Source organism: Streptococcus sp. UBA632 (genome assembly GCF_002300045.1).
In the GTDB taxonomy this organism is placed as follows: domain Bacteria; phylum Bacillota; class Bacilli; order Lactobacillales; family Streptococcaceae; genus Streptococcus; species Streptococcus alactolyticus.
On sequence record NZ_DBPA01000036.1, the window covers coordinates 10,767 to 33,309 of the forward strand.

Genomic DNA, 22,543 nt, shown 5'->3' on the forward strand with positions numbered 1-22,543 from the left:
CAAACTTTACCACCACGCTTCATGTAACGAGTCATTGCAATACGGGCAGCTTCGATTTGGCGGTTTGTAATCCAGTGGCTAGTTGTTGCTTGAAGACCGTATTCACCAAATGCAACTTCTTTACCACCTTTAGCTTCACCGCGCATTTTTCCACGGAATTCACGACGGTGTTTAACACGTTTAGGTACTAACATTTGTTATTTGCCTCCTTTAGTGTTTTTACGAGCTGGAAGAACTTCACCACGGTAGATCCAAACTTTAACACCAAGTTTACCGTAAGTAGTATCAGCTTCTTCCCAAGCATAATCGATATCAGCACGAAGTGTGTGAAGTGGAACTGTTCCTTCTGAGTAACCTTCGCTACGAGCGATATCCGCACCGTTCAAACGACCAGATACTTGAGTTTTGATTCCTTTAGCACCTGCACGCATTGTACGTTGGATAGCTTGTTTTTGAGCACGACGGAAAGCAACACGTTGTTCAAGTTGACGTGCGATGTTTTCACCAACAAGGTGTGCGTCCAAATCAGGTTGTTTGATTTCAACGATGTTGATGTGAACTTGTTTTCCAGTCAATTTGTTAAGTTTAGCGCGAAGCGCATCAACATTAGCTCCACCTTTACCGATAACCATACCTGGTTTTGCAGTGTGAAGTGAAACAATTACTTTATTTACAGCACGTTCAATTTCAATACGAGAAACTGAAGCATCTGCCAATTCTTTTTGGATGAATGAGCGGATTGCAAGATCTTCATGAAGGTAATCCGCGTATTCTTTTTCAGCATACCATTTCGCATCCCAGTCACGGATGATTCCGACACGCATACCAATTGGATGTACTTTTTGACCCACGATTTTACCTCCTTATTTTTCTGACACAACTACTGTAACGTGAGTTGTGCGTTTGTTGATTGGTGAAGCTGAACCTTTAGCACGTGGACGGAAACGTTTCATTGTTGGTCCTTCGTTTGCGAAAGTTTCAGATACTACCAAGTTAGCTTTTTCCAAACCAAAGTTGTTTTCTGCGTTAGCGATAGCAGAGTTAAGAACTTTTTCAACTACACGAGCTGCTTTGTTTGGAGTGAATTTCAAGATTGCGATTGCGTCAGCAACATTCTTACCACGGATAAGATCAAGTACAAGACGTGTTTTACGAGGTGAAACACGGACTGTACGAGCCATTGCTTTAGCTGAAGTAATTTCTGCCATTGTGTCCTCCTCCTAATTAACGACGTGTTTTCTTATCGTCAGCTGCGTGACCTTTGTAAGTACGAGTTGGTGCGAATTCACCAAGTTTGTGACCTACCATGTCTTCTTGGATGTAAACTGGTACGTGTTTACGTCCATCATAAACTGCGATTGTATAACCGATGAAACTTGGGAAGATCGTTGAACGACGTGACCAAGTTTTAATTACTTTTTTCTTTTCGTCATTTGCTTGAGCTTCAACTTTTTTCATCAAATGCTCATCGACGAAAGGTCCTTTTTTAAGACTACGTCCCATTTTGTAGTTTTCTCCTTTAAAATGTAGTACCACAGCGGCCTGTGTGCAAAAATTGCACACTACCGAGCTGGCGGATGATTATTATAAACTAAGCGACTAAACGATTATTTGTCGTTACGACGACGAACGATAAGTTTGTCAGATTTCGCTTTTTTGTTACGAGTTTTAAGACCAAGCGCAGGTTTACCCCAAGGAGTAGATGGCGCTTTACGTCCAACTGGTGCTTTACCTTCACCACCACCGTGTGGGTGATCATTAGGGTTCATTACAGAACCACGAACTGTAGGACGGATACCCATCCAACGGCTACGACCAGCTTTACCAAGGTTTACAAGTGATTGTTGTTCGTTACCAACTGTACCGATTGTTGCACGGCAAGTACCAAGAATCATACGAACTTCGCCTGATTGAAGACGAACAAGAACGTATTTACCTTCTTGACCAAGAACTTGTGCAGATGCACCAGCAGCACGAATCAATTCAGCACCTTTACCTGGTTGAAGTTCGATGTTGTGAATAACTGTACCAACAGGGATGTTAGCAAGTGGAAGAGCATTACCAACTTTGATATCTGCATCCGGACCTGAAACGATACGTTGACCAACTTCAAGACCTTTTGGTGCAAGGATGTAAGCTTTCACACCGTCAGTGTAGTGTACAAGAGCGATGTTAGCTGTACGGTTTGGATCATACTCGATAGTTTTAACAACTGCTTCAACACCGTCTTTGTTACGTTTGAAGTCAATTAAACGGTAGTGACGTTTGTGACCGCCACCTTGGTGACGTACAGTGATGCGACCGTTGTTGTTACGACCAGCTTTGTTTTTAAGTGAAACAAGCAATGATTTCTCAGGAGTGCTTGTAGTGATTTCAGCAAAATCCAAAGAAGTCATATTACGACGACCATTTGTCGTTGGTTTATAAGCTTTAATACCCACGTTATTTCCTCCTTAGATTATTCAGCTTCAGCTGCAAACAACTCGATTGCTTTAGAATCAGCTGTAAGAGTGATGATAGCTTTTTTAGTTTTTGAAGTGAAACCAGTGTAACGACCAACACGTTTTTGTTTTGGTTTTACAGTTACAGTATTCACGTTTGCAACTTTAACTCCGTCAAAAGCAGCTTCAACAGCTTGTTTAATCAAAAGTTTGTGCGCACGAGAGTCAACTTCAAATGTATATTTACCTGCTTCGAGGTCGTACATAGATTTTTCAGTGATTACTGGCTTTTTGATTACGTCGTACAAATTCATTATGCAAGAACCTCCTCGATTTTAGAGATTGCTTCTTTAGTAACAAGAAGTTTGTCGCTGTTTACGATATCAAGAACACTTGCAGTTGTTGCAGTTGCAACTTTAACGTTTGGAAGGTTACGTGCAGAAAGTGCTGCAAATTCATTACCTTCTTCAAGGATTACAAGTACTTTTGAATCAACATTAAGTGCTGAAAGTACATTTGCAAATTCAGCTGTTTTTGGAGCTGCAAATGAAAGGCTTTCTACAGCTACAAATTTGTCTTCAGCTACTTTTGCTGAGTAAACTGATTTCAAAGCAAGGCGACGAACTTTTTGTGGAAGTTTGTAGCCGTATGAACGTGGAGTTGGTCCAAAGACAACACCACCACCACGCCATTGTGGTGAACGAATAGAACCTTGACGAGCACGTCCAGTTCCTTTTTGACGCCATGGTTTACGACCACCACCAGATACTGCTGAACGGTTTTTAACCGCGTGAGTACCTTGACGAAGGCTAGCACGTTGACTGATGATAACGTCAAATACTACTGATTCGTTTGGTTCGATACCGAAAATAGCATCATTCAATTCAACTGAGCTAACTTCTTTCCCAGTTTGGTCAAATAGTTTTACGTTTGCCATTTAACTGTTTTCTCCTTTCTTATTATTTAGCAGCCTTAACTGCTGATTTGATAGTGATAAGAGATTTCTTAGCACCTGGTACGTTACCTTTAATCAAAATAACGTTTTTCTCTGGGATAACTTGTACAATTTCAAGGTTTTGGATTGTTACACGGTTACCACCCATACGTCCTGCCAAGTGTTTGTTTTTGAAAACACGGTTAGGCGCAACAGGTCCCATTGAACCTGGACGACGGTGATAACGAGAACCGTGAGCCATAGGTCCGCGAGATTGACCGTGGCGTTTGATAACACCTTGGAAACCTTTACCTTTTGATGTACCAGTTACATCAACAACATCTCCAGCTGAGAAAGTGTCAACTGTAATTTCTTGACCTACTTCTAAACCTTCAATGTTTTTGAATTCACGAATGAAGCGCTTAGGAGCAGTGTTAGCTTTTGCTACATGGCCTTTGGCAGGTTTGTTACTCAATACTTCACGTTTGTCATCAAAACCAACTTGAACAGCTTCATAACCGTCTGTTTCAACAGTTTTAACTTGAAGAACAACGTTTGGAGTTGCTTCAATGACTGTTACTGGGATGAATTCACCAGATTCAGTGAAGATTTGAGTCATTCCCACTTTTTTCCCTAAGATTCCTTTTGTCATGAGAGAATATTCCTTTACTTTATTATTTTAAAAAGTTTTTAACGAGCGTTTTTTATGCTCAATAACGAAATCCTTATTAAAGTTTGATTTCTACGTTAACGCCACTTGGAAGATCTAATTTCATCAAAGCGTCAACTGTTTTTTGAGTTGGGTTGATGATGTCGATCAAGCGTTTGTGAGTACGCATTTCAAATTGTTCGCGTGAATATTTGTATTTGTGAGTCGCACGAATAATTGTGTACAAGCTACGTTCTGTTGGAAGTGGAACTGGTCCAGCTACTGTAGCACCTGTACGTGTTGCAGTTTCAACAATTTTTTCTGCCGCTGTATCAAGTGTACGATGTTCGTATGCTTTCAAACGGATACGGATTTTCTTATTTGCCATCTTTTTCTCCTTCTCGTCTATTTAAGATAATAGGCTAGCTCCTCAAGAAAACCAACACCTCTTTGCGTGGCAATGCAACCGAGCGTGTCGCAACCTCTTGTATCATAGCTAAAGTTACTGTTTTACAGCACCAGTATATAATAGCAAATTTGAACTGAGTTCGCAAGGGTTTTGCTCTATTTTTTAAAGAATTCGTTTTCAGTTTATCTATCATAAAAAGCAAGAAGCTACTGCTCTTGCTTTTTCATAGATTATTAGGTTGCTGGAGCTGGCTCCAGTGTTTTTAGGTGCCTATGATATAGGAATTTTAATAAGAACCAACGGAAGATATTGTCCGCCAATGTGGCTAACCAAACCCCTTGTAAACCTAAATTAAAGGTGATACCAAGAACGTATCCCAAAACGATACGGATGAGCCACATCCCAATAGTTGTTGCATAAAATGGTAGGCGAGCATTTCCTAAACCTTGCCAAGTCGCTGTGTAAATCAAAGTACCAGCCGTGGCAGGTCCACCAATAAAGGAATAGAAAAGAACTGTGGCACTAGCTTGAAGGGCAACTGAATCGGTCGTAAAGAGTTGGGACAATTCGGTGTGGAAATACCAAGAAAAAAGACCGATAGCAAACATTGGCAAGACTGATATGACGTAGGACATTCTCACCAGACGACGAATGGCTTGCGGATTTCTCTGACCTAAACAACGCGCCACAAGAATAACCGTCGCCGTTGCCACACCAAAACCTGGCATAAAGTTAAATTGGATTAAGGTTTCACCAATGGCATTACCTGCGACAACCTTAGTTCCGAATTTAACAATAATGGCTATGATAACCACATCTCCTGCTCGCATCATCAGGCGTTCACCTGCAGCTGGAAGAGCAAGTTTGATTAAATCATCACTCAAACGCCACCTCATGTGCTTAACCATGCGTTTTATCGGCAAGTAATAAGCTAAAATACCTACTGAAATAAAACGCGCTAAAACAGTTGAGCAAGCGACCCCAGCCACGCCCCAATGGCAAATAAAAACAGCTACTGCTGAGAACAGAGCGTTTAGAATATTTGCAACCAAACTGACGTACATCGGCAAACGAGGCTTACCTGTTGACCTTAAAATAGCACCAAAAGTTGTAATCAAGCCGAGGCTAATAATCAAACCACCGACCAGTGCTAGATAAAGCCCACCTGTTTGGGTAACCGCCGTCGCTGTCCCTAATAATTGAAGCATCTGCTTGCCAAGTGTCACGGAGATAAGACCAAGAAACAGGCTCAGCACGATGGTAATTAAGAGAGCATCTGATTGATATTGTACGGTTTTTTGAGCATTCTTCTCACCAATACTCTTGGCGACTAGACTAGAAATCGCAGCTCCAAGAGCGATAAAAACGGCTTGATAAATCGTAATAATATTATTCGCAACAGAAACTCCCGAAACAGCTACTAGACCCACTTGAGCCACTAGATAATTATCCACGACTCCCATGAGCATCTGCAAGAGATTTTCCATCATAGACGGAAAAGCTAATCGAATAATTTCTTTTGATTGTTTCATAATGTGACATTATAGCACAAATAAAAGCCGAGGACAAATCTCGGCTCTTAGAAACTATATCCCTAAAATGCTTTCAACAATGGCTTGCATGCCGTCTGTTGAAACAACGGTATCATGACGAACAGGTAATTTATCAAGGCTTTTAACGGCTTTTGGAATAGCCACTCCTGATAATTTTTCCAAGTCATTAACCGCTGCAAAATCATCTGCTGCAGCTTGCTCTCTGACGGCATCAACCACAACTCGTGGGAATTTATAAGGGCTGGCTGTTGAGGCAATGACCGTTGGAGTTGTGTCTTTCGTACGGTAAAGGTATTTGTGATAAACTGCTGAAGCAACCGCTGTATGTGGGTCTTCAATATAATGTGATGTTTCGTACACGCGTTTGATTTCGGCTGATGTTTCTGCCTCAGTTGCGTAATCTGCTGCAAACAAATCTAAAATAGTATGGTCCACCTCAGGAAGGGTGTACTCACCGTCTGCCACTAATTCTTCCATTAAAGTTTTGGTTTTAGCAGCATCATTTCCTAACAAATGGAAAATCAAACGTTCCAAGTTAGATGACACCAAGATATCCATTGATGGGCTGGTTGTCACTTTGAAATCACGTTTTTTGTCGTAAGTTCCAGTTACAAAGAAGTCTGTCAATACCTTGTTTTCATTTGACGCACAAATCAACTTACCAATTGGAACACCGATTTGACTAGCATAATAAGCCGCTAGGATATTCCCGAAATTACCTGTTGGAACGGTAACATTAATCTTATCTCCAACGCGAATGTGACCATTTTTCACCAATTGAGCGTAGGCATAAACATAGTATACAATTTGTGGCACCAAGCGACCGATATTCATTGAGTTGGCTGATGAGAATTGCAGATTTTGATCGGCCAATTTTTGGCGTAGGGCATCGTCGTTGAACATCTGTTTAACAGCCGTTTGAGCATCATCAAAATTACCTGTAATGGCAACGACATGAGTGTTGTCGCCAGTTTGAGTCGTCATTTGCAATTCTTGAATCTTGCTGACCCCATCTTTTGGATAGAAAACAATAATCTCAGTTCCTGGAACGTCCGCAAATCCAGCCATAGCAGCTTTTCCAGTATCCCCTGAAGTCGCTGTCAAAATCACAATTTTACGATCTACCCCTTGTTTTTTTACAGAAGTCGTCAAAAGGTGAGGCAGGATTGACAAAGCCATGTCTTTAAAGGCGATAGTTGCCCCGTGGAAAAGCTCTAGATTGTATTGCCCTTCTAATGATACCAATGGTGCAATAGCTGGTGTGTCAAATTTGGCATCGTAAGCTGAAGCAATGCAGTGGTCCAACTCTTCTTCTGTGAAATCATCCAAGAAAGCTGACAAGACTAATTTGGCAACTTCTTGGTAAGAGGCATCTTTTAACGTATCAAAATCCAAGTTGACAGATGGCATGGTAACAGGGGTAAACAAACCACCGTCACTTGCTAGTCCTTGTAAAATTGCTTGACTAGCAGTTACTTTATTATTTTCATCGCGCGTTGATTGGTAAATTAACGTCATCACAAACTCCTTATCTTAAATAGAGACTATATGTCCATTCTATCATAATTATCAGAAAATTTATACAAATTTTACCATAATTGTAAAAAGGGGACGACTTTTTTGGCTCGCCCCCTCAACATATTTTTACTATTTTACTTACCAGTCCAACGTGAATCTACACCAGCAATTGAAATCCAAACGCTTGCCAAAACGTTATAGAATAAAGCAGCCACTAACTTCCCTCCTTCCTACTCACGTTTAATCCATTGGTATAATAACGCTAGCCATTCAATCTGTAAAGGGCTTTCATAAACTTTTTTGAGATTTTTTTACGAGTCGGCTTTCCACTAAAAAAAGTCAATGATGCAACTGTTACTCAGTCGGAGCGTTGACTTAAATACTTTATTCTTTGGCAGGGCCTTTAGCAGATTTATCGATAGCTTTTTGAATGGTTTTAACGTAAAGGTCTGCACCTGTTGAATCGCTGTCGCTGTAATGGACGCCGTCTGTTCCCTTCCAGATATCTGGGTGAGTTGAGGCAGCCTTATACCAATCCGCAATAGTCACATAAGGATAGGTATCTGGCAAGGTCAATTCGTAATCACGAACTTCTTTGACTTGCGTTTCATTATTAGCATTGTAAGGCGTAACGATAATCAAACGGTAGCCATTTGGCAAAGCGTCAATAAAACGTTGCAAATCTTCGCGATAATTATCTAAGGAATTAACACCGACAGCAAGAACCGTTGTTTTGGACAAGGTACCACTGTCAATAGCATTTTTGTAAATATCAAAAGCTTCGTTGAAATTACGACTAACAGCGGCATCAAGTTGAGCATCAGGCAACAAACTTGAAAAGGCGCTGCTTGAACGAAGGGCAACAGAGTCACCAATAATAGTCACATCACTGAGCGCAGCAGCATCACCAGCGGTCAGGGTATGAGTCCTAGTCACATTACTTTGCTCTTGATTTAAGGAATTGACCAACAAGCTGGATTCAAAATTCCCCATGCTTGGGGCCATCAGAACCGTTACAAGGGTCACAAGGCCAAGTGCTGCCGTTCCTCCATAAATCCATTTCTTATAAGGCGTCAAATCAAACTCTACTCCCAATAAGCTTGGTGATTTTCCAGCAATAAAAGGCTCAAGGAGATAGTAAGACAAGGTTGACAAGACAATGGAGAAGAACACAGTCAACAGAACTGCCAAGAAATGAGGCATCAATTGGGTAAAGATCACATAAAATGGCCAGTGGAAGAGGTAAATCCCGTAACTAATATCTGATAAATAGTTAATCACCACGGGCTCTTTTGCATTTGGCAACTGGTCATTTAAAACACGCGCCCCGTAAATCATAACAACAGCAAACAAACTAGCTAGTAAGAAACCAAACCAATAAGTGATGCGATGGTTGAAATTCAAAGTCAATCCCAAAACCATTAGCAAGGCAAAGCTGGTTGCCATGGTGATGATACTGCGTTTTGTCGTCCACAAACGGACATTTTTCTTAAATCGGACAGTGGTTTCTCTGACCCCAGTCATCGTTGCTACCATTGCTCCTAGGAAGAATGGGAAACTATGCGATAGCGATGAAAAGTAGATGGTTGACACATTGTCCACGAAAAAGACTCGGATAAACATTGATAGGAAGCTTCCCAAAAAGAAAAGTCCCGAAATTCCAAAAATCATGCTACGGAATTGGGCTAAACTGTGTCGGCGACGTCCTAAGAACCAAATCAACCAACCCCAAATCAAGTAGAAATGCATCTCAATCGCCAAACTCCACGTTTGTAGGAAAAGGTGGGGAACAAATTGCGATTCGTAATTACCACCGGTCATGATTTCATAAAAATTGGTGGTAAATCCCAGTGCCGCTGCGATTTGTGTGCCTATATTGGCAACATAATCTCGGCGCACCAAGTAAGTAAATGGGATAACCATCAGAACCATCAATACCAAAGGAGGCACAATCCGATAGAATCGCCTCCTATAAAAACCAAGAAGGTCTATCTTTCTGTGCTTAGAATACTCATCAATTAACAAAGCAGTGATTAAGTAGCCTGAAAAGGTGAAGAAGACATCAACACCAACAAAGCCTCCTGGAAAGATTGTTTTATAGAAATGATAGAGCAAGACTAACAAAAGCCCTGTTACCCTAACCATTGAAAACCATTTTATTCTCATTTTTGAAAAATCCCCTGTTTAAAGGTTCCTGTATAGACTTTACCATTTTGAGCCTTCAAGGTTCCTTGTCCGTTTGGTTGACCATCTTTAAATTCGCCGCTATAACTCCAACCTGATTTAGCGGTATAGGTACCTTCGCCATCAAAAATACCATTGACAAAGTGCCCTTTATAAACATCCCCATTTTGATAAGTCAACTGTCCCTGACCATTCATGCGATGATTGACCACATAGCCTGTATAGGTTATTTTGCCATTATCGTAAACCAAGGTTGTCTTGGAACTTTTTGACACCGAAAAAACGGATAGGCCACAAATAACAAGAAATAGGACAACAATTATCTCTATACGGCCTCTACTTATATTTATTTTTTTCATGTTCACACAACTTCTAAAACTTTAAACGATTGTCTAAAAAATTTCTTTTACTATTATAACAAAAAAATAGACGCTTAACGCATGATATCTCTTTTAAATGTTTCGTTTCTGGTTAAGCCAACCGAATTCTAACACTAAAAAAGGAAGAAACTTAACGAAGTAAGCTTCTTCCTAGGAGATTATGAAAAAGAAAAGTTTTAGGATTGTCTACAGTATAGAAAGATTAGCTTAAAATTAACTTAACATTAACTTTAATTTTCCTTAAACGGGTAACCTAGGTGTTCGTAAGCCTTGGCAGTCGCCACGCGCCCTGTCCGCGTTCGCATGATAAAACCTTTTTGAATCAAATAAGGCTCGTACATATCCTCCACCGTATCACGTTCCTCAGCAATATTGACAGACAAGGTGCCCAGTCCCACTGGACCTCCATTATACAGTTCAATCATCGTCCGCAAGATTTTTTGGTCAATGTAATCAAGCCCTTCAGCATCGACATCCAACATTGTCAAAGCCTTGTCGGTGATATCTTTTGTAATCACACCATCTCCCATGATTTGAGCGTAGTCCCTCACACGTTTTAACAGACGGTTAGCAATACGTGGTGTGCCACGGCTGCGTCTGGCTAATTCTTGTGCTGCTTCATAAACAATGCTCATCTCAAAAATATCTGCCGTCCGCTCAATGATTTCCGTCAAATCATCCACATCATAGTATTCCATGTGTCCTGTAATACCAAAGCGCGCTCGCAAAGGGTTTGATAGCATACCTGCTCGGGTGGTTGCACCAATTAAGGTAAACGGTGGCAATTCCAGATGCACACTACGGCTAGTTTCACCAGCACCAATCATGATGTCAATGTAAAAATCTTCCATAGCACTGTAAAGCACTTCTTCGACAGCCATAGGCATTCGATGAATTTCATCAATAAAAAGCACGTCACCTGGTTCTAAATCATTTAAGATGGCCACCAAATCTCCCGCCTTTTCAATAGCTGGCCCTGAGGTTTGTTTCAAATTCACGCCTAATTCGTTGGCGATGACAAAAGCCATGGTAGTCTTACCAAGACCTGGCGGTCCAAACAACAAAACGTGGTCCAAAGACTCATCTCGCAATTTTGCTGCTTCGATAAAAATGCGTAATTGATTTTTGACCTTATCTTGACCAATGTATTCTTGCAAATATTGGGGACGCAAGGTTCGCTCTACGAACTCCTCATCACCCATCACGTCATTATCTAAAATTCTACTCATATCATTATTATACCAAAACTAAAAAGGTCAGGGAATTTTTTGAACAAGAGCTTATAAACCCCACCAACCTGTTAGCAGAAAAAAGAAAACCATTGATTTCATCTCTTTCCATCCTTTCCAAATGATTACATTTAGTTTACTGGATTTTTCAGAAAAACAACAGGACATATATGTCCTGTTCTGCAAAAAAAATCCCTAGAAAAAATCTAGGGATAGTTTTGGGTATCCTTTTGCCATTCCGTGACCAACTGCTCTTCTAGATGGGTATCTCCTATCAAACTGGCAAATAAAATGGCTTTGGTATAAGATTCTTGTGCAGTAGCCAAATCATTTTTGAAATGCAGCTGATATTTCCACTCTACCAAGCTTAAAATGGGGCGTTTTTGAAAATCGTGAATCGCCGTCATGATGTCACTGCTTTTTGACATGATAGCCTCCACAAAAGTGTCCTTTTGAAAACGAAAAGCCAAGTCAACGTTATTTAGCAAAACATTATTCAAAATCAGTGCCGTTTCAGGGTCAGCAATGTCTTGGTCCAACAAGCGTTCCATCAAAGTCTTATACAAATCCAAACTGTAAATGCCTTCTAAAACGGGAGCTGAGGCCAAACAAGCCAAGTACAAATCAATCACAATCAGGTCATTTAAGGAAAAAACCTGCTTTTTTAGAACTTGGTCAAAATACTCGTGCAAAATGCCCTCTCCAAAATTAACATCATCGCTGAAGTGCACATCTATCTTAGACTGCAAGCAATCCATCATCAAGCGTTCTTCTTCTGGAATGACTTCGTAATACTGCTCCGCAATTTCATCAAAATAATGGCTCTTTTTTTGCAGGCGTTCTTGGTCCCCATAAGTCGGTGTTCTCAGCAGCAAATACTTTAATTCCTTGTATCTAGCTGGAAGTTCAAAGGTCTTGCCATCGGTTAGCTCACCAATGCTCACTCCCAAAATCTGCGCGATATAGGTTACCTTGTTTAGTGTTGGAATGGACTGCCCTGTTTCAACCCGATACAACTGCCGAATAGACAATTCCGTTTCATCGCCACAAAAAGCCTCACGTGAAATCCCACGCTCTTCTCTTAACTGGCGCACCTTTTCCCCAAATGCTTTCATAATCAATCTCCTTAAATCCCCTAAAACTAACGATCTCTCCGATAGAAAAAGAAAGACAGGATAATACTCTCCCAACTAGTTATCCTGCCTTCTTAGAAAAATAGTGTTCGATAATGGTTGTATTTAAATCATCAAGTTGATAAATCTTAGTCCCCTAAACCAATACGTTCAAAGATTTCATCAACACGTTTTGTGTAATAAGCTGGGTTAAACAACTCATCGATTTCATCTTGTGTCAAACGTGATGTCACTTCTTCATCAGCTTCAAGAAGTGGTTTGAAATCGACTTGGTTATCCCAAGAATAAGCTGTCTTAGGTTGAACAAGGTCATAAGCTTGCTCACGCGTCATGCCTTTTTCGATCAGTTTAAGCATCACACGTTGGCTGAAGATAAGACCAAATGTAGAACCCATGTTGCGAAGCATATTTTCTGGGAAAACGGTCAAGTTTTTCACGATATTGCCAAAACGGTTTAGCATGTAATCAATCAAAATCGTTGTATCTGGTGTGATGATACGTTCTGCTGATGAGTGTGAGATATCACGTTCATGCCAAAGAGCAACGTTTTCGTAAGCTGTTACCATGTGTCCACGAATCACACGCGCAAGACCAGTCATGTTTTCTGAACCGATTGGGTTGCGTTTGTGTGGCATTGCTGAGCTACCTTTTTGGCCTTTAGCAAAGTATTCTTCAACTTCACGTTGTTCAGATTTTTGCAAACCACGGATTTCAGTTGCCATGCGTTCAATTGATGTTGCGATGCTAGCAAGAACAGCAAAGTATTCAGCGTGAAGGTCACGTGGAAGAACTTGTGTTGAGATCTCTTGAGCACGGATGCCTAATTTATCGCACACATAAGCTTCAACAAATGGTGGGATGTTAGCAAAGTTACCAACGGCACCTGAAATTTTACCAGCTTCGACACCTGCGGCAGCATGTTCGAAACGTTCGATGTTACGTTTCATTTCACTGTACCAAGTTGCTAATTTCAAACCAAAAGTAGTTGGCTCAGCATGGACACCGTGAGTACGTCCCATCATGATAGTAAACTTGTGTTCTTTTGCTTTGTTGGCAATGATTTCAAGGAAATTGTTCAAATCTTTGCGAATAATGTCGTTGGCTTGTTTGTAAAGGTAACCGTAAGCTGTATCAACGACGTCAGTTGATGTCAAACCGTAGTGAACCCATTTGCGTTCTTCGCCAAGTGTTTCAGAAACGGCACGCGTGAAAGCCACCACATCGTGACGTGTTTCTTGTTCAATTTCAAGAATACGGTCAATGTCAAAGTCCGCATTTTCACGGATTTTAGCCACATCTTCTTTAGGAATTTCACCTAATTCTGCCCATGCTTCATCGGCTAAGATTTCCACTTCAAGCCAAGCACGGTATTTATTTTCTTCACTCCAAATTGCCGCCATTTCAGGGCGTGAATAACGATCGATCATGTTTAAGATATTAAGGGCGTTAAGCGAATACGGTTAACACCCTAACTCCTTTCCTTTTTTTAGTTATATCAATAAAACAACTAACACAATTAATTAAAATCTTCCTTACCAATTTCAACAGATGGATAGTGAGGTAAAGTTGTTAAATCTGTATCGAGTGGTAAATCATAAACAGCAAGGTAATCATTGGGGTACTTATTTGTCAGTTCTGCCATTTTTTCAGAAATACGAGACTTATCAGAAGAAGCAAAAACGACTTCAACGATAGCTTTCTTAGTATTATCAATATAAGCATGAACAATGATTTTCAGCATATTTCCTCCGATTAACACTTTAAAAATCCATTCCTTCCCCCATTTCCGCAATGGTATCTGGTTCATCACTAAACAAAGTAATGTGTCCCATTTTACGGTTATGTTTTGCCTCTAGTTTACCATAAAGGTGGAGGTGCGCGCTAGGGTTTTCTTGCATATAAGCCTGCGCTTTTTCCATGTGTTGTCCGAGGACATTTAGCATAACGGCAGGTTGGTGCAGGTGAATATCAGGCAGGGGCAAGCCAAGAATGCCCAAAATATGCGTATCAAATTGTGAGAAATCACAAGCTTCGATAGAATAGTGTCCTGAATTGTGTGGGCGTGGCGCAATTTCATTGACGATAATATCATCAGCTGTCGCAAACATTTCCACACAAAGCGTACCAGATAGGTCTAGCTTTTTCGCAATTTGAACGGCCATGGTTTGTGCTTTTTTGGCTAATTCGTCTGAAATACGGGCTGGGACGATGGTTTTTGAAAGAATGTTATTGCGGTGAATGTTTTCTTGAACTGGGAATACTGTGATATCTTGACCATTTCCTGAAACAATGACTGAAATTTCAAGGTCAAAATCCACAAATTCTTCCAAAACACATTCACAAGAATTTGCCAGTTGGTTGGCTTTTTCTAAGTCAGCAGCAGAGGTAATGACCACTTGACCGTGCCCATCATAGCCGCCTGTTGCCGTTTTTAAAACGTGGGTCTTGCTAAAATCAAGGTTCTCAATATCAAGGCTTGATGTAACCACTTTATAAGGTGCCACTTGTACGCCAGCTTTTTTAGCCAAAAAGTTTTTCTCAAAAATACGGTTTTGCGAAATGCGTAACAAGTCTGTCCCTTGAGGCAATTGATGGTCTTTGACAACGGCATCCAAGCCATCTGCGTCAACATTTTCAAACTCATAGGTCAAGACATCGCAACGTTCTGCTAATTCGCGCAAGGCTTCCACATCATCATAAGCCGCCACAATCATGTCACTCACGCGCGACGCTGGGCAATCTGCTGTTGGGTCCAAAGTAACCACTTTGTGCCCCATATAAATAGCTGAGATAGCCATCATTTGCCCCAATTGACCTCCGCCAATAATCCCAATCATTTTTGCTTTAGTCGAGCTCATCTGTTGATTCCTCTGCTACCTTGCCTTGTTCTAAAGCAAAGTTTTCTAATTTTTCTGCTAATGTCGCATCTTCAATTGCCAAAATACGAAGAGCTGTCAAAGCCGCATTGGTTGCTCCTGCTTCACCAATTGCCATGGTTGCAACAGGCACGCCACCAGGCATTTGAACGATTGAATAAAGAGAGTCAAGTCCGCTAAGAGCTCGTGATTTGACTGGCACACCGATAACAGGAAGTGTCGTCTTAGCGGCAACCATACCAGGTAAATGCGCAGCTCCACCCGCACCAGCAATAATGACCTTGATGCCACGACCTTTGGCTTCTTCAGCGTGTTTGAACATCAAATCTGGCGTACGGTGAGCAGACACGACTTTCTTTTCATATGCCACACCAAATTGGTCAAGTACTTCTGCTGTTTTTTTCATGGTAGCCCAATCTGATTTGCTTCCCATGATTACTGAAATTAATGGTTTCATGATTTTCCTTCCAATTGATTGATATCTTCAACATCAAGAACGCGATAACCTAATGTTTTGAGTTTTTGAGCAAAACGCCCGCTACCAGCTATTTTTCGGCCTGAAAAACTACCGTCGTAAACTTGATTGACCCCACATGAAGGGCTACGTGATTGCAAAATGGCTAAATCAACTTTTTTGCCAGAAATAGCTGCCAAAGAACGCTCGATTCCTTTTTCAAAAAGAGCATCGTAACGTTGACCTGTCGCATCCACAACATGACCCGCGGCTAATTCGACTGGCGGTCTAGGCACAGGCAAGCCAGCGAGCACCTCAGGGCAAACGGCAATTACTTCTTTATCAGCCACATAATCCACAAGAGCTTGATTGTAATTGTGACCACCGTTGTATTTACAACGTTCACCCAAGAGGCAGGCGCTCACTAACACACATCGAGTTTTAGCGTCCAATGGCCTTACTTCCAATGTCATGTCGGTAGAAAAGACCGCTGGTATCTTGTTTTGATAATTGAGCGTAGATGGTGTCTTTTGCTGTTTTCACATCTTCTTTTGTTGTGACTAGCATATAGACACGGCCACCATTTGACAAAAGAGCTCCGTCTTTGGCAAATGCTGCACCTGCATAATAAGTGATAATATCGCCACTTGTTTTTTCAGGTAAGCGAACGCCTTTTTCATAAGCCAATGGGTAACCTTCTGAAGCAACAACCACGCCCAAGGTTACACCCTCATCTGTCCAAGTCAACTCTGCCTTTTTCCCATCTAAAATATCCGTGATATTTTGAGCAAAATCAGAGGTCAAACGTGGCAAGATAACCTGAGTTTCAGGGTCACCAAAACGAGAGTTAAACTCGATGACCTTTGGACCATCTGCTGTCAAAATCAAACCAGCGTAAAGCACACCAAGGTAAGGATGACCTTCTGCAATCATGCCGTTAAGGACTGGTTTAACAATGGTTTCAACAGCCGTATCCACAACACTCTGAGGCAAATGAGGGACTGGTGCATAAGCTCCCATACCGCCTGTGTTTGGACCTTTGTCACCATCAAATGCACGTTTGTGGTCTTGAGCCGTTGGCATAATGTAAAAAGTATCCCCATTCACGAAAGCAAACAATGAAAATTCTTCGCCGTCAAGAAATTCTTCAATAACCACACGCGCACCAGAATCACCAAATTTATTGTCCAACAACATATCTTGAGCTGCTTCGATAGCTTGCTCAACTGTTTCTGCCACCACAACGCCTTTTCCAAGCGCTAAACCATCTGCTTTGACAACGATTGGAGCACCTTGTTCTTCGATGTAGCGTTTTGCTTCTTCAAAATCTGAAAACGTGCGATAAGCTGCTGTTGGAACCTTATATTTAGCCATGATTGATTTGGCAAAATCTTTAGACCACTCAAGCTCCGCTGCTGCTTTATTTGGACCAAAGGCTTTCAGACCAGCTGCATTGAAATCATCCACAATCCCGGCTGCTAAAGCATCATCAGGTCCGATGAAAGTCCAATCAATGCCATTCTCCTTTGCAAATGCAATCAGTTCAGAATGTTCGGAAATACCGATATTTACCAATTCAAGTCCGTCAAGCGTCATGCCATCATTTCCAGGAGCAACAAAAACCTGACTAACTTGAGGAGATTCTAACAATTTCTTAGCAATAGCGTGTTCACGCCCGCCTGATCCAACAACTAAAAGTTTCATAAGTTACTATACCTCAATACAAACCATTAACAGAGCCTAAGCTCCAGAATCAAAACTTTCGTCAAACACTACACGTTTTAACGAATTATACAAAAATATTATACCATATTTGTTCGGAAATTATAACGATTCATGTAACAACTTTATAACATTTTCCTTTTGGCAACCATTCAGACCACAACCAAAAATCCCAATCTGGGGGATTGGGATTTGCTTGGTCATGAAAAAAGTTTTTTTAGGAGTGTCTTTAGTATAGTTGGGGTGACTTAATGAAAACTAAAAAAAGCCTTTCAGAAAACTTAAAAACCTCAACCCTGAGGTTGAGGCTATTATTGTTACTATGTTATTTAAATAAAAGGGAGGTAGTTATATGATCTTAGTGACGGAAGTGACGGACACCTGTAAAGATCATAGTAAGTCCGTATTTATCAGCCATATCAATTGATTCTTGGTCACGAACAGAACCACCAGGTTGGATAATGGCTTTAACACCAGCGGCAGCAATTTCTTCCACGTTGTCTGCAAATGGGAAGAAAGCGTCACTAGCAAGTACCGCACCGTCAAAGCGGTCTTTAGCTTGGTCAAGAGCGATACGAACAGATGCCACACGGTTGGTTTGACCAGGACCAACACCAAGCGTCATGTGGTCATTTGTCACGATAATACCATTTGATTTGACATACTTGATCGCTTTCCAAGCAAATTCAAGGGCTGTTTGTTCTTGTTCGCTTGGTTGACGTTTTGTCACGACTTTCCAGTCAGCTGGATTTTCTTTGATAACGTCTTGGTTTTGCACCAAAAGGCCACCTACAACACCAGTGTATTCTTTTTCCACTTCGCTCGCTTCTTGCGCTTCAAATGGCAATTGAAGAATACGCAAGTTTTTCTTCTTCGTTGTCAAGATTTCAAGCGCTTCTTCTGAATAGCTTGGTGCGATGATAATTTCAAGGAAAATAGCGTGCATTTTCTTAGCTGTTGCTGCGTCCACTTCACGGTTAAGCACGACAATACCACCAAAGATTGACACTGGGTCTGATTCGTAAGCATAATCCCAAGCTGTTTCAATGTCGTCTGCTTGCCCAATACCACATGGGTTCATGTGTTTAAGCGCCACAACAGTTGGACGGTCTTTGAAATCACGGATAATGCGGATAGCCGCATCAGCATCACGGATATTGTTAAATGACAATTCTTTACCGTTCAATTGTTTCGCTGACGCAATTGAATAAGCCGTAGGCAAGGCATTTTGATAGAAATCAGCGTCTTGTTGAGGATTTTCCCCGTAACGCATTGGTTGTTTCAAGTCATAAGTCAAAGTGAGTTTTTCAGGTTTTTCTTCACCCACTTGTTTAGTAAAGTAATCCGCAATCAAAGCATCGTAAGCTGCTGTGTGACGGAAGACTTTAGCTGCCAAACGTTTACGTGTTTCCACACTTGTTTCACCAGTAGCTTTCAATTCATCTAACACAACAGCGTAGTCTGCTGGGTCAACAAGAACGGTCACGCTGGCATGATTTTTCGCTGCTGAACGAAGCATTGACGGACCACCGATGTCAATGTTTTCAACGGCATCTGCGTAAGTCACGTCTGGTTTCAGAATCGTTTCTTTAAATGGGTAAAGGTTTACCACAACAAGGTCAATCAGCTCAATGTGATTTTTCTTAGCTGCTTCAAGGTGGCTGTCAAGGTCACGACGAGCCAAAAGACCACCGTGAATGTTTGGGTGAAGGGTCTTCACACGTCCATCCATCATTTCAGGAAAACCAGTCACATCGTCAATTGCGATTGTGTCAACACCTGCTTTATCAAGTGCTACTTTTGTTCCCCCAGTTGAGATGATATCCCAACCTAATTGTTTCAATTCTTGGGCAAATTCTACAATACCCGCTTTATCAGAAACACTAATCAGTGCACGTTTTGTCATTTTTTCTCCTTTTAAAACGAATTTTCGCTTATCCTTATTTTCTCTCAACACCCAAACTCTCCAAAACTTCTGGATAGAGTTGGTATTCATGGTCATGAATGCGAGCTTCAAAACTGTCAATGGTATCATCAGCTAGACGTGGCACACGGACTTGCTTGATGACTTGTCCTGTGTCAACACCACTATCAACCCAGTGAATGGTCACACCTGACTGGCTGACACCAGCTTCCCAAGCATCCTCAATGCCATGAGCCCCTGGAAATTCAGGCAAATAAGCTGGATGAATGTTGATGATACGTCCCTCGTAAGCTTTTAGCAAAGTTGGGCCAACAATTTTCATGTAGCCTGCCAAGCACACCAAATCAATGTCATATTGCTCCAGCAAGGCAACAATAGCATCTTCGTAAGCAGCTTTATTGTCAAATTCCTTTAATTCAAAAGCATGGGCAGGCACACCAAGCTTTTCAGCACGCTCTAAAACATAAGCATCTCGGTGGTCTGAAAAGACAAAGGCAACGGGAAATTGCTCTGCAATAACTTGAAAATTTGACCCGTTACCACTCGCAAAAACGGCGATCTTTTTCATTATTTAATCACCACACTTGCATCTGCTTTTTTGACAATACGACCAAGTTCATAAACAGGTTCATCGAACAATTCTTTCACGCGCTCAACCTTGTCAGGACTAACTGCCAACATCAAACCAATCCCCATGTTGAAGATTTCAAACATTTCATCGTGTTTGAGCTCTCCGTATTTTTCAAGGGCTTTGAAGATAGGAAGAACAGGCACTTTATCCTCTTCAATTTCAGCAGCCAAGTCATCTGAGAACATACGTGGCACATTTTCGATGAAACCACCACCTGTGATGTGGGCAATACCGTTTACCAATTCTTCTTTGATAAGGGGTAGTACCGCTTTAACATAGATACGAGTTGGTTCAAGAAGCACTTCTTTCAACGGTTTGCCTTCAAGTTCTGGAAGCACTTCATCACCTGTATAATCAGCAAAGACACGACGCACAAGTGAGTAACCGTTTGAGTGGATACCGCTTGAAGCAAGTCCAAGAAGAACATCACCTTCAGATACTTTTGAACCGTCGATAATTTGTGATTTTTCCGCAACACCTACGGCAAAACCAGCCAAGTCATAGTCGTCTTCACCGTACATACCAGGCATTTCAGCGGTTTCACCACCAATAAGCGCTGCACCAGATTGCACACAACCTTCCGCAACACCCGCAACCACTTGTTCCAATTTAGCTGGTTCGTTTTTACCAGTCGCAATGTAATCTAGAAAGTAAAGTGGCTCTGCACCCGCTGCGATGATGTCGTTGACACACATGGCAACACAGTCTTGACCAATCGTATCGTGTTTGTCGTATTTGATGGCAAGCATGAGTTTTGTTCCCACACCGTCCGTTCCTGAAATCAAGACAGGTTCTTTCACACCAGTTTTAGACAGGTCAAACATCCCACCAAAACCACCAAGAGCGCCCATAACGCCCGCACGTTCTGTACGTGCAACGTGTTTTTTGATACGAGCAACAACTTCATAACCCGCTTCAACATCAACACCAGATTGAGCGTAAGCATTTTTTGTCATAAATAAATTCTCCTTTTTGGGAAATAGCTGAGCTATTATAAAACTAATTCTCTAAAAGCCTTATTTTTCCAAATAAAAGCTGGTTTTTTCCTCTAAACTCTTGAGGTAAGGTTCTTCGTAATCGTACAGTGGTGTTGGGTATTTGCCGTCAAAGTAAGCAACACAAAGACCACCATTTGGAGCATCTGTGTCAATACCGATAGACTCAATCAAGCCATCAATCGACAAGTAAGTCAAACTGTCCGCACCAATAATCTCACAAACTTCTTCTTTCGTATGGTTAGCTGAAATCAACTCACGACGATTTTGAATGTCAATACCGTAGAAACATGGGTATTTCAATTCAGGGCTACCAATAGCCACGTGAACTTCTGTGGCACCAGCTTCACGCAAGAGATTCACGATACGACGAGAAGTGGTTCCACGCACGATAGAATCGTCAACCATCACCACGCGCTTGCCTTTAACAACCCCTGAAACCGCCGAAAGTTTCATACGAACCCCTTCTTCACGCAATTCCTGTGTCGGTTGGATAAAGGTACGTTGAGTGTATTGGTTTTTGACCAATCCCATTTCATTTGGAAGGCCTGATTCTTCCGCAAATCCCATAGCTGCTGAAAGCGATGAATTAGGCACCCCAACTACGATATCTGCTTCGTGTTGGAATTCTTGTGCCAAACGTTTCCCCATATTCTTACGAGCAGTGTGGACATTGACACCGTAGATATCACTATCTGGACGTGCAAAATACACGTATTCCATTGAACAAATAGCCAATTGCGTATCTGTTGTGTAAGTGTCGTACTGGATACCGTTGTCATCGATAATCACGATTTCACCTGGCTTCACATCACGAACCCATTTGGCACCGATAACTTCAAAGGCACATGTTTCACTTGAAACTACCCAAGCTCCATTTTTCATTTGACCGATTGACAAAGGACGGAAACCATTTGGGTCAAGCGCTGCAATCAATTTATCTTCTGTCATCAAAAGGTAAGCAAAACCACCTTTTACAGTATTGAGTGCTTCTTTGACTTTTCCGATAAATTCAGGATTGTGACTACGGCGAATCAAGTGCATCAAGATTTCAGTATCTGATGAGGCGTTAAAGATAGCACCTTGGTCCTCCAACTCTTTTTTCAATGACAAAGCATTTGTCAAATTCCCATTGTGGCACAAACCAAATTGCTCGTCAGTGAAGTTGTAAAGAAACGGTTGGATATTATTGATAGAAGCTGAACCTGCTGTCGCGTAACGCACGTGACCAATAGCAGCGGTCCCTGTTAATTTTTCCAAATCAGCAGGATTTTTAAACACTTCTGAAAGAAGACCTGTATCACGGTGTTGAAGCAACTTACCGTTATCATTTGTGACGATACCAGCCCCTTCTTGACCGCGGTGTTGGAGGCTATGAAGGCCAAAGTAAGCAACATGAGCTGCTTGAGGGTGGCCCCAAATGCCAAAAACGCCACATTCTTCATTAAGAGATTTTACTTCATATGTCATTATTTTTTTACCTAGATTCTTGTTAATAAGAAATTTTCTTG

General features: G+C 41.4%; 25 protein-coding genes. All 25 read right to left on the reverse strand.

All coding sequences use genetic code 11. From position 1 onward, the window contains the following. The coding region (gene rplP, locus B3473_RS04510) for a 50S ribosomal protein L16 (protein WP_293677550.1) at window positions 1-194 on the reverse strand (194 nt) is incomplete at its 3' end. Window positions 195-197: 3 nt separating this feature from the next. Beyond that, on the reverse strand, window positions 198-851 hold the full coding sequence (gene rpsC, locus B3473_RS04515) for a 30S ribosomal protein S3 (protein ID WP_167829287.1): 654 nt from the start codon (window positions 849-851) through the stop codon (window positions 198-200). A gap of 12 nt (window positions 852-863) precedes the next feature. Beyond that, window positions 864-1,208: a 50S ribosomal protein L22 gene (rplV, locus tag B3473_RS04520; protein WP_003062848.1), complete on the reverse strand. Its 345-nt coding sequence runs from the start codon at window positions 1,206-1,208 to the stop codon at window positions 864-866. 16 nt (window positions 1,209-1,224) lie between these two features. Continuing rightward, complete coding sequence (rpsS, locus tag B3473_RS04525; RefSeq protein WP_000533765.1) at window positions 1,225-1,503, reverse strand: 30S ribosomal protein S19; 279 nt, start codon at window positions 1,501-1,503, stop codon at window positions 1,225-1,227. Window positions 1,504-1,607: 104 nt separating this feature from the next. Then, window positions 1,608-2,441 (reverse strand): 50S ribosomal protein L2, encoded by an 834-nt coding sequence (rplB, locus tag B3473_RS04530; protein WP_003062844.1) that lies wholly within the window; start codon window positions 2,439-2,441, stop codon window positions 1,608-1,610. 17 nt (window positions 2,442-2,458) lie between these two features. Further along, on the reverse strand, window positions 2,459-2,755 hold the full coding sequence (locus B3473_RS04535; protein ID WP_154454888.1) for a 50S ribosomal protein L23: 297 nt from the start codon (window positions 2,753-2,755) through the stop codon (window positions 2,459-2,461). Beyond that, complete coding sequence (gene rplD / locus B3473_RS04540) at window positions 2,755-3,378, reverse strand: 50S ribosomal protein L4 (protein WP_154454887.1); 624 nt, start codon at window positions 3,376-3,378, stop codon at window positions 2,755-2,757. Before rplD ends, B3473_RS04535 begins: the two co-directional genes overlap by 1 nt. A gap of 22 nt (window positions 3,379-3,400) precedes the next feature. Continuing rightward, window positions 3,401-4,027 carry a 50S ribosomal protein L3 gene (rplC, locus tag B3473_RS04545; RefSeq protein ID WP_154454886.1) on the reverse strand — a complete coding sequence of 209 codons (627 nt, stop codon included), beginning with the start codon at window positions 4,025-4,027 and terminating at the stop codon, window positions 3,401-3,403. Between the two features lie 76 nt (window positions 4,028-4,103). Beyond that, window positions 4,104-4,412, reverse strand: coding sequence for a 30S ribosomal protein S10 (rpsJ, locus tag B3473_RS04550; protein ID WP_115271262.1), 309 nt, complete (start codon window positions 4,410-4,412; stop codon window positions 4,104-4,106). A gap of 254 nt (window positions 4,413-4,666) precedes the next feature. After that, window positions 4,667-5,965 (reverse strand): MATE family efflux transporter, encoded by a 1,299-nt coding sequence (locus tag B3473_RS04555; protein WP_154454885.1) that lies wholly within the window; start codon window positions 5,963-5,965, stop codon window positions 4,667-4,669. A gap of 54 nt (window positions 5,966-6,019) precedes the next feature. Beyond that, entirely contained in the window at window positions 6,020-7,504 is a 1,485-nt protein-coding gene (gene thrC, locus B3473_RS04560) for a threonine synthase (RefSeq protein ID WP_154454884.1), read from the reverse strand. 384 nt (window positions 7,505-7,888) lie between these two features. After that, on the reverse strand, window positions 7,889-9,670 hold the full coding sequence (locus B3473_RS04565) for an acyltransferase family protein (protein WP_264879687.1): 1,782 nt from the start codon (window positions 9,668-9,670) through the stop codon (window positions 7,889-7,891). Beyond that, complete coding sequence (locus B3473_RS04570) at window positions 9,667-10,047, reverse strand: hypothetical protein (RefSeq protein WP_154454882.1); 381 nt, start codon at window positions 10,045-10,047, stop codon at window positions 9,667-9,669. Before B3473_RS04570 ends, B3473_RS04565 begins: the two co-directional genes overlap by 4 nt. Window positions 10,048-10,298: 251 nt before the next feature. Continuing rightward, a complete protein-coding gene (ruvB, locus tag B3473_RS04575; protein WP_154454881.1) occupies window positions 10,299-11,297 on the reverse strand; it encodes a Holliday junction branch migration DNA helicase RuvB in 999 nt (332 codons plus the stop codon). A 206-nt stretch (window positions 11,298-11,503) separates the two neighbouring features. Continuing rightward, window positions 11,504-12,415 (reverse strand): helix-turn-helix domain-containing protein, encoded by a 912-nt coding sequence (locus tag B3473_RS04580; RefSeq protein WP_235280823.1) that lies wholly within the window; start codon window positions 12,413-12,415, stop codon window positions 11,504-11,506. A 143-nt stretch (window positions 12,416-12,558) separates the two neighbouring features. Further along, window positions 12,559-13,857 (reverse strand): adenylosuccinate lyase, encoded by a 1,299-nt coding sequence (purB, locus tag B3473_RS04585; RefSeq protein WP_154454879.1) that lies wholly within the window; start codon window positions 13,855-13,857, stop codon window positions 12,559-12,561. Between the two features lie 89 nt (window positions 13,858-13,946). Then, the gene (locus B3473_RS04590) at window positions 13,947-14,171 is read right to left on the reverse strand and encodes a phosphoribosylaminoimidazole carboxylase (RefSeq protein WP_154454878.1); all 225 of its coding nucleotides are present in this window, start codon (window positions 14,169-14,171) and stop codon (window positions 13,947-13,949) included. Between the two features lie 19 nt (window positions 14,172-14,190). Beyond that, window positions 14,191-15,288, reverse strand: coding sequence for a 5-(carboxyamino)imidazole ribonucleotide synthase (gene purK / locus B3473_RS04595; protein ID WP_154454877.1), 1,098 nt, complete (start codon window positions 15,286-15,288; stop codon window positions 14,191-14,193). After that, window positions 15,275-15,763: a 5-(carboxyamino)imidazole ribonucleotide mutase gene (purE, locus tag B3473_RS04600; RefSeq protein WP_154454876.1), complete on the reverse strand. Its 489-nt coding sequence runs from the start codon at window positions 15,761-15,763 to the stop codon at window positions 15,275-15,277. Before purE ends, purK begins: the two co-directional genes overlap by 14 nt. Beyond that, window positions 15,760-16,212, reverse strand: coding sequence for a DUF523 domain-containing protein (locus B3473_RS04605; protein WP_154454875.1), 453 nt, complete (start codon window positions 16,210-16,212; stop codon window positions 15,760-15,762). The genes purE and B3473_RS04605 overlap by 4 nt, the downstream gene beginning before the upstream one ends. Continuing rightward, on the reverse strand, window positions 16,202-17,464 hold the full coding sequence (gene purD / locus B3473_RS04610) for a phosphoribosylamine--glycine ligase (protein ID WP_293677722.1): 1,263 nt from the start codon (window positions 17,462-17,464) through the stop codon (window positions 16,202-16,204). The genes B3473_RS04605 and purD overlap by 11 nt, the downstream gene beginning before the upstream one ends. Before the next feature lie 376 nt (window positions 17,465-17,840). After that, window positions 17,841-19,388, reverse strand: coding sequence for a bifunctional phosphoribosylaminoimidazolecarboxamide formyltransferase/IMP cyclohydrolase (gene purH, locus B3473_RS04615; RefSeq protein ID WP_154454873.1), 1,548 nt, complete (start codon window positions 19,386-19,388; stop codon window positions 17,841-17,843). A gap of 34 nt (window positions 19,389-19,422) precedes the next feature. Continuing rightward, window positions 19,423-19,974 (reverse strand): phosphoribosylglycinamide formyltransferase, encoded by a 552-nt coding sequence (purN, locus tag B3473_RS04620; protein ID WP_154454872.1) that lies wholly within the window; start codon window positions 19,972-19,974, stop codon window positions 19,423-19,425. Next, a complete protein-coding gene (purM, locus tag B3473_RS04625) occupies window positions 19,974-20,993 on the reverse strand; it encodes a phosphoribosylformylglycinamidine cyclo-ligase (protein WP_154454871.1) in 1,020 nt (339 codons plus the stop codon). The genes purN and purM overlap by 1 nt, the downstream gene beginning before the upstream one ends. A gap of 60 nt (window positions 20,994-21,053) precedes the next feature. After that, a complete protein-coding gene (gene purF / locus B3473_RS04630; protein WP_154454870.1) occupies window positions 21,054-22,502 on the reverse strand; it encodes an amidophosphoribosyltransferase in 1,449 nt (482 codons plus the stop codon). Window positions 22,503-22,543 lie beyond the last annotated feature (41 nt).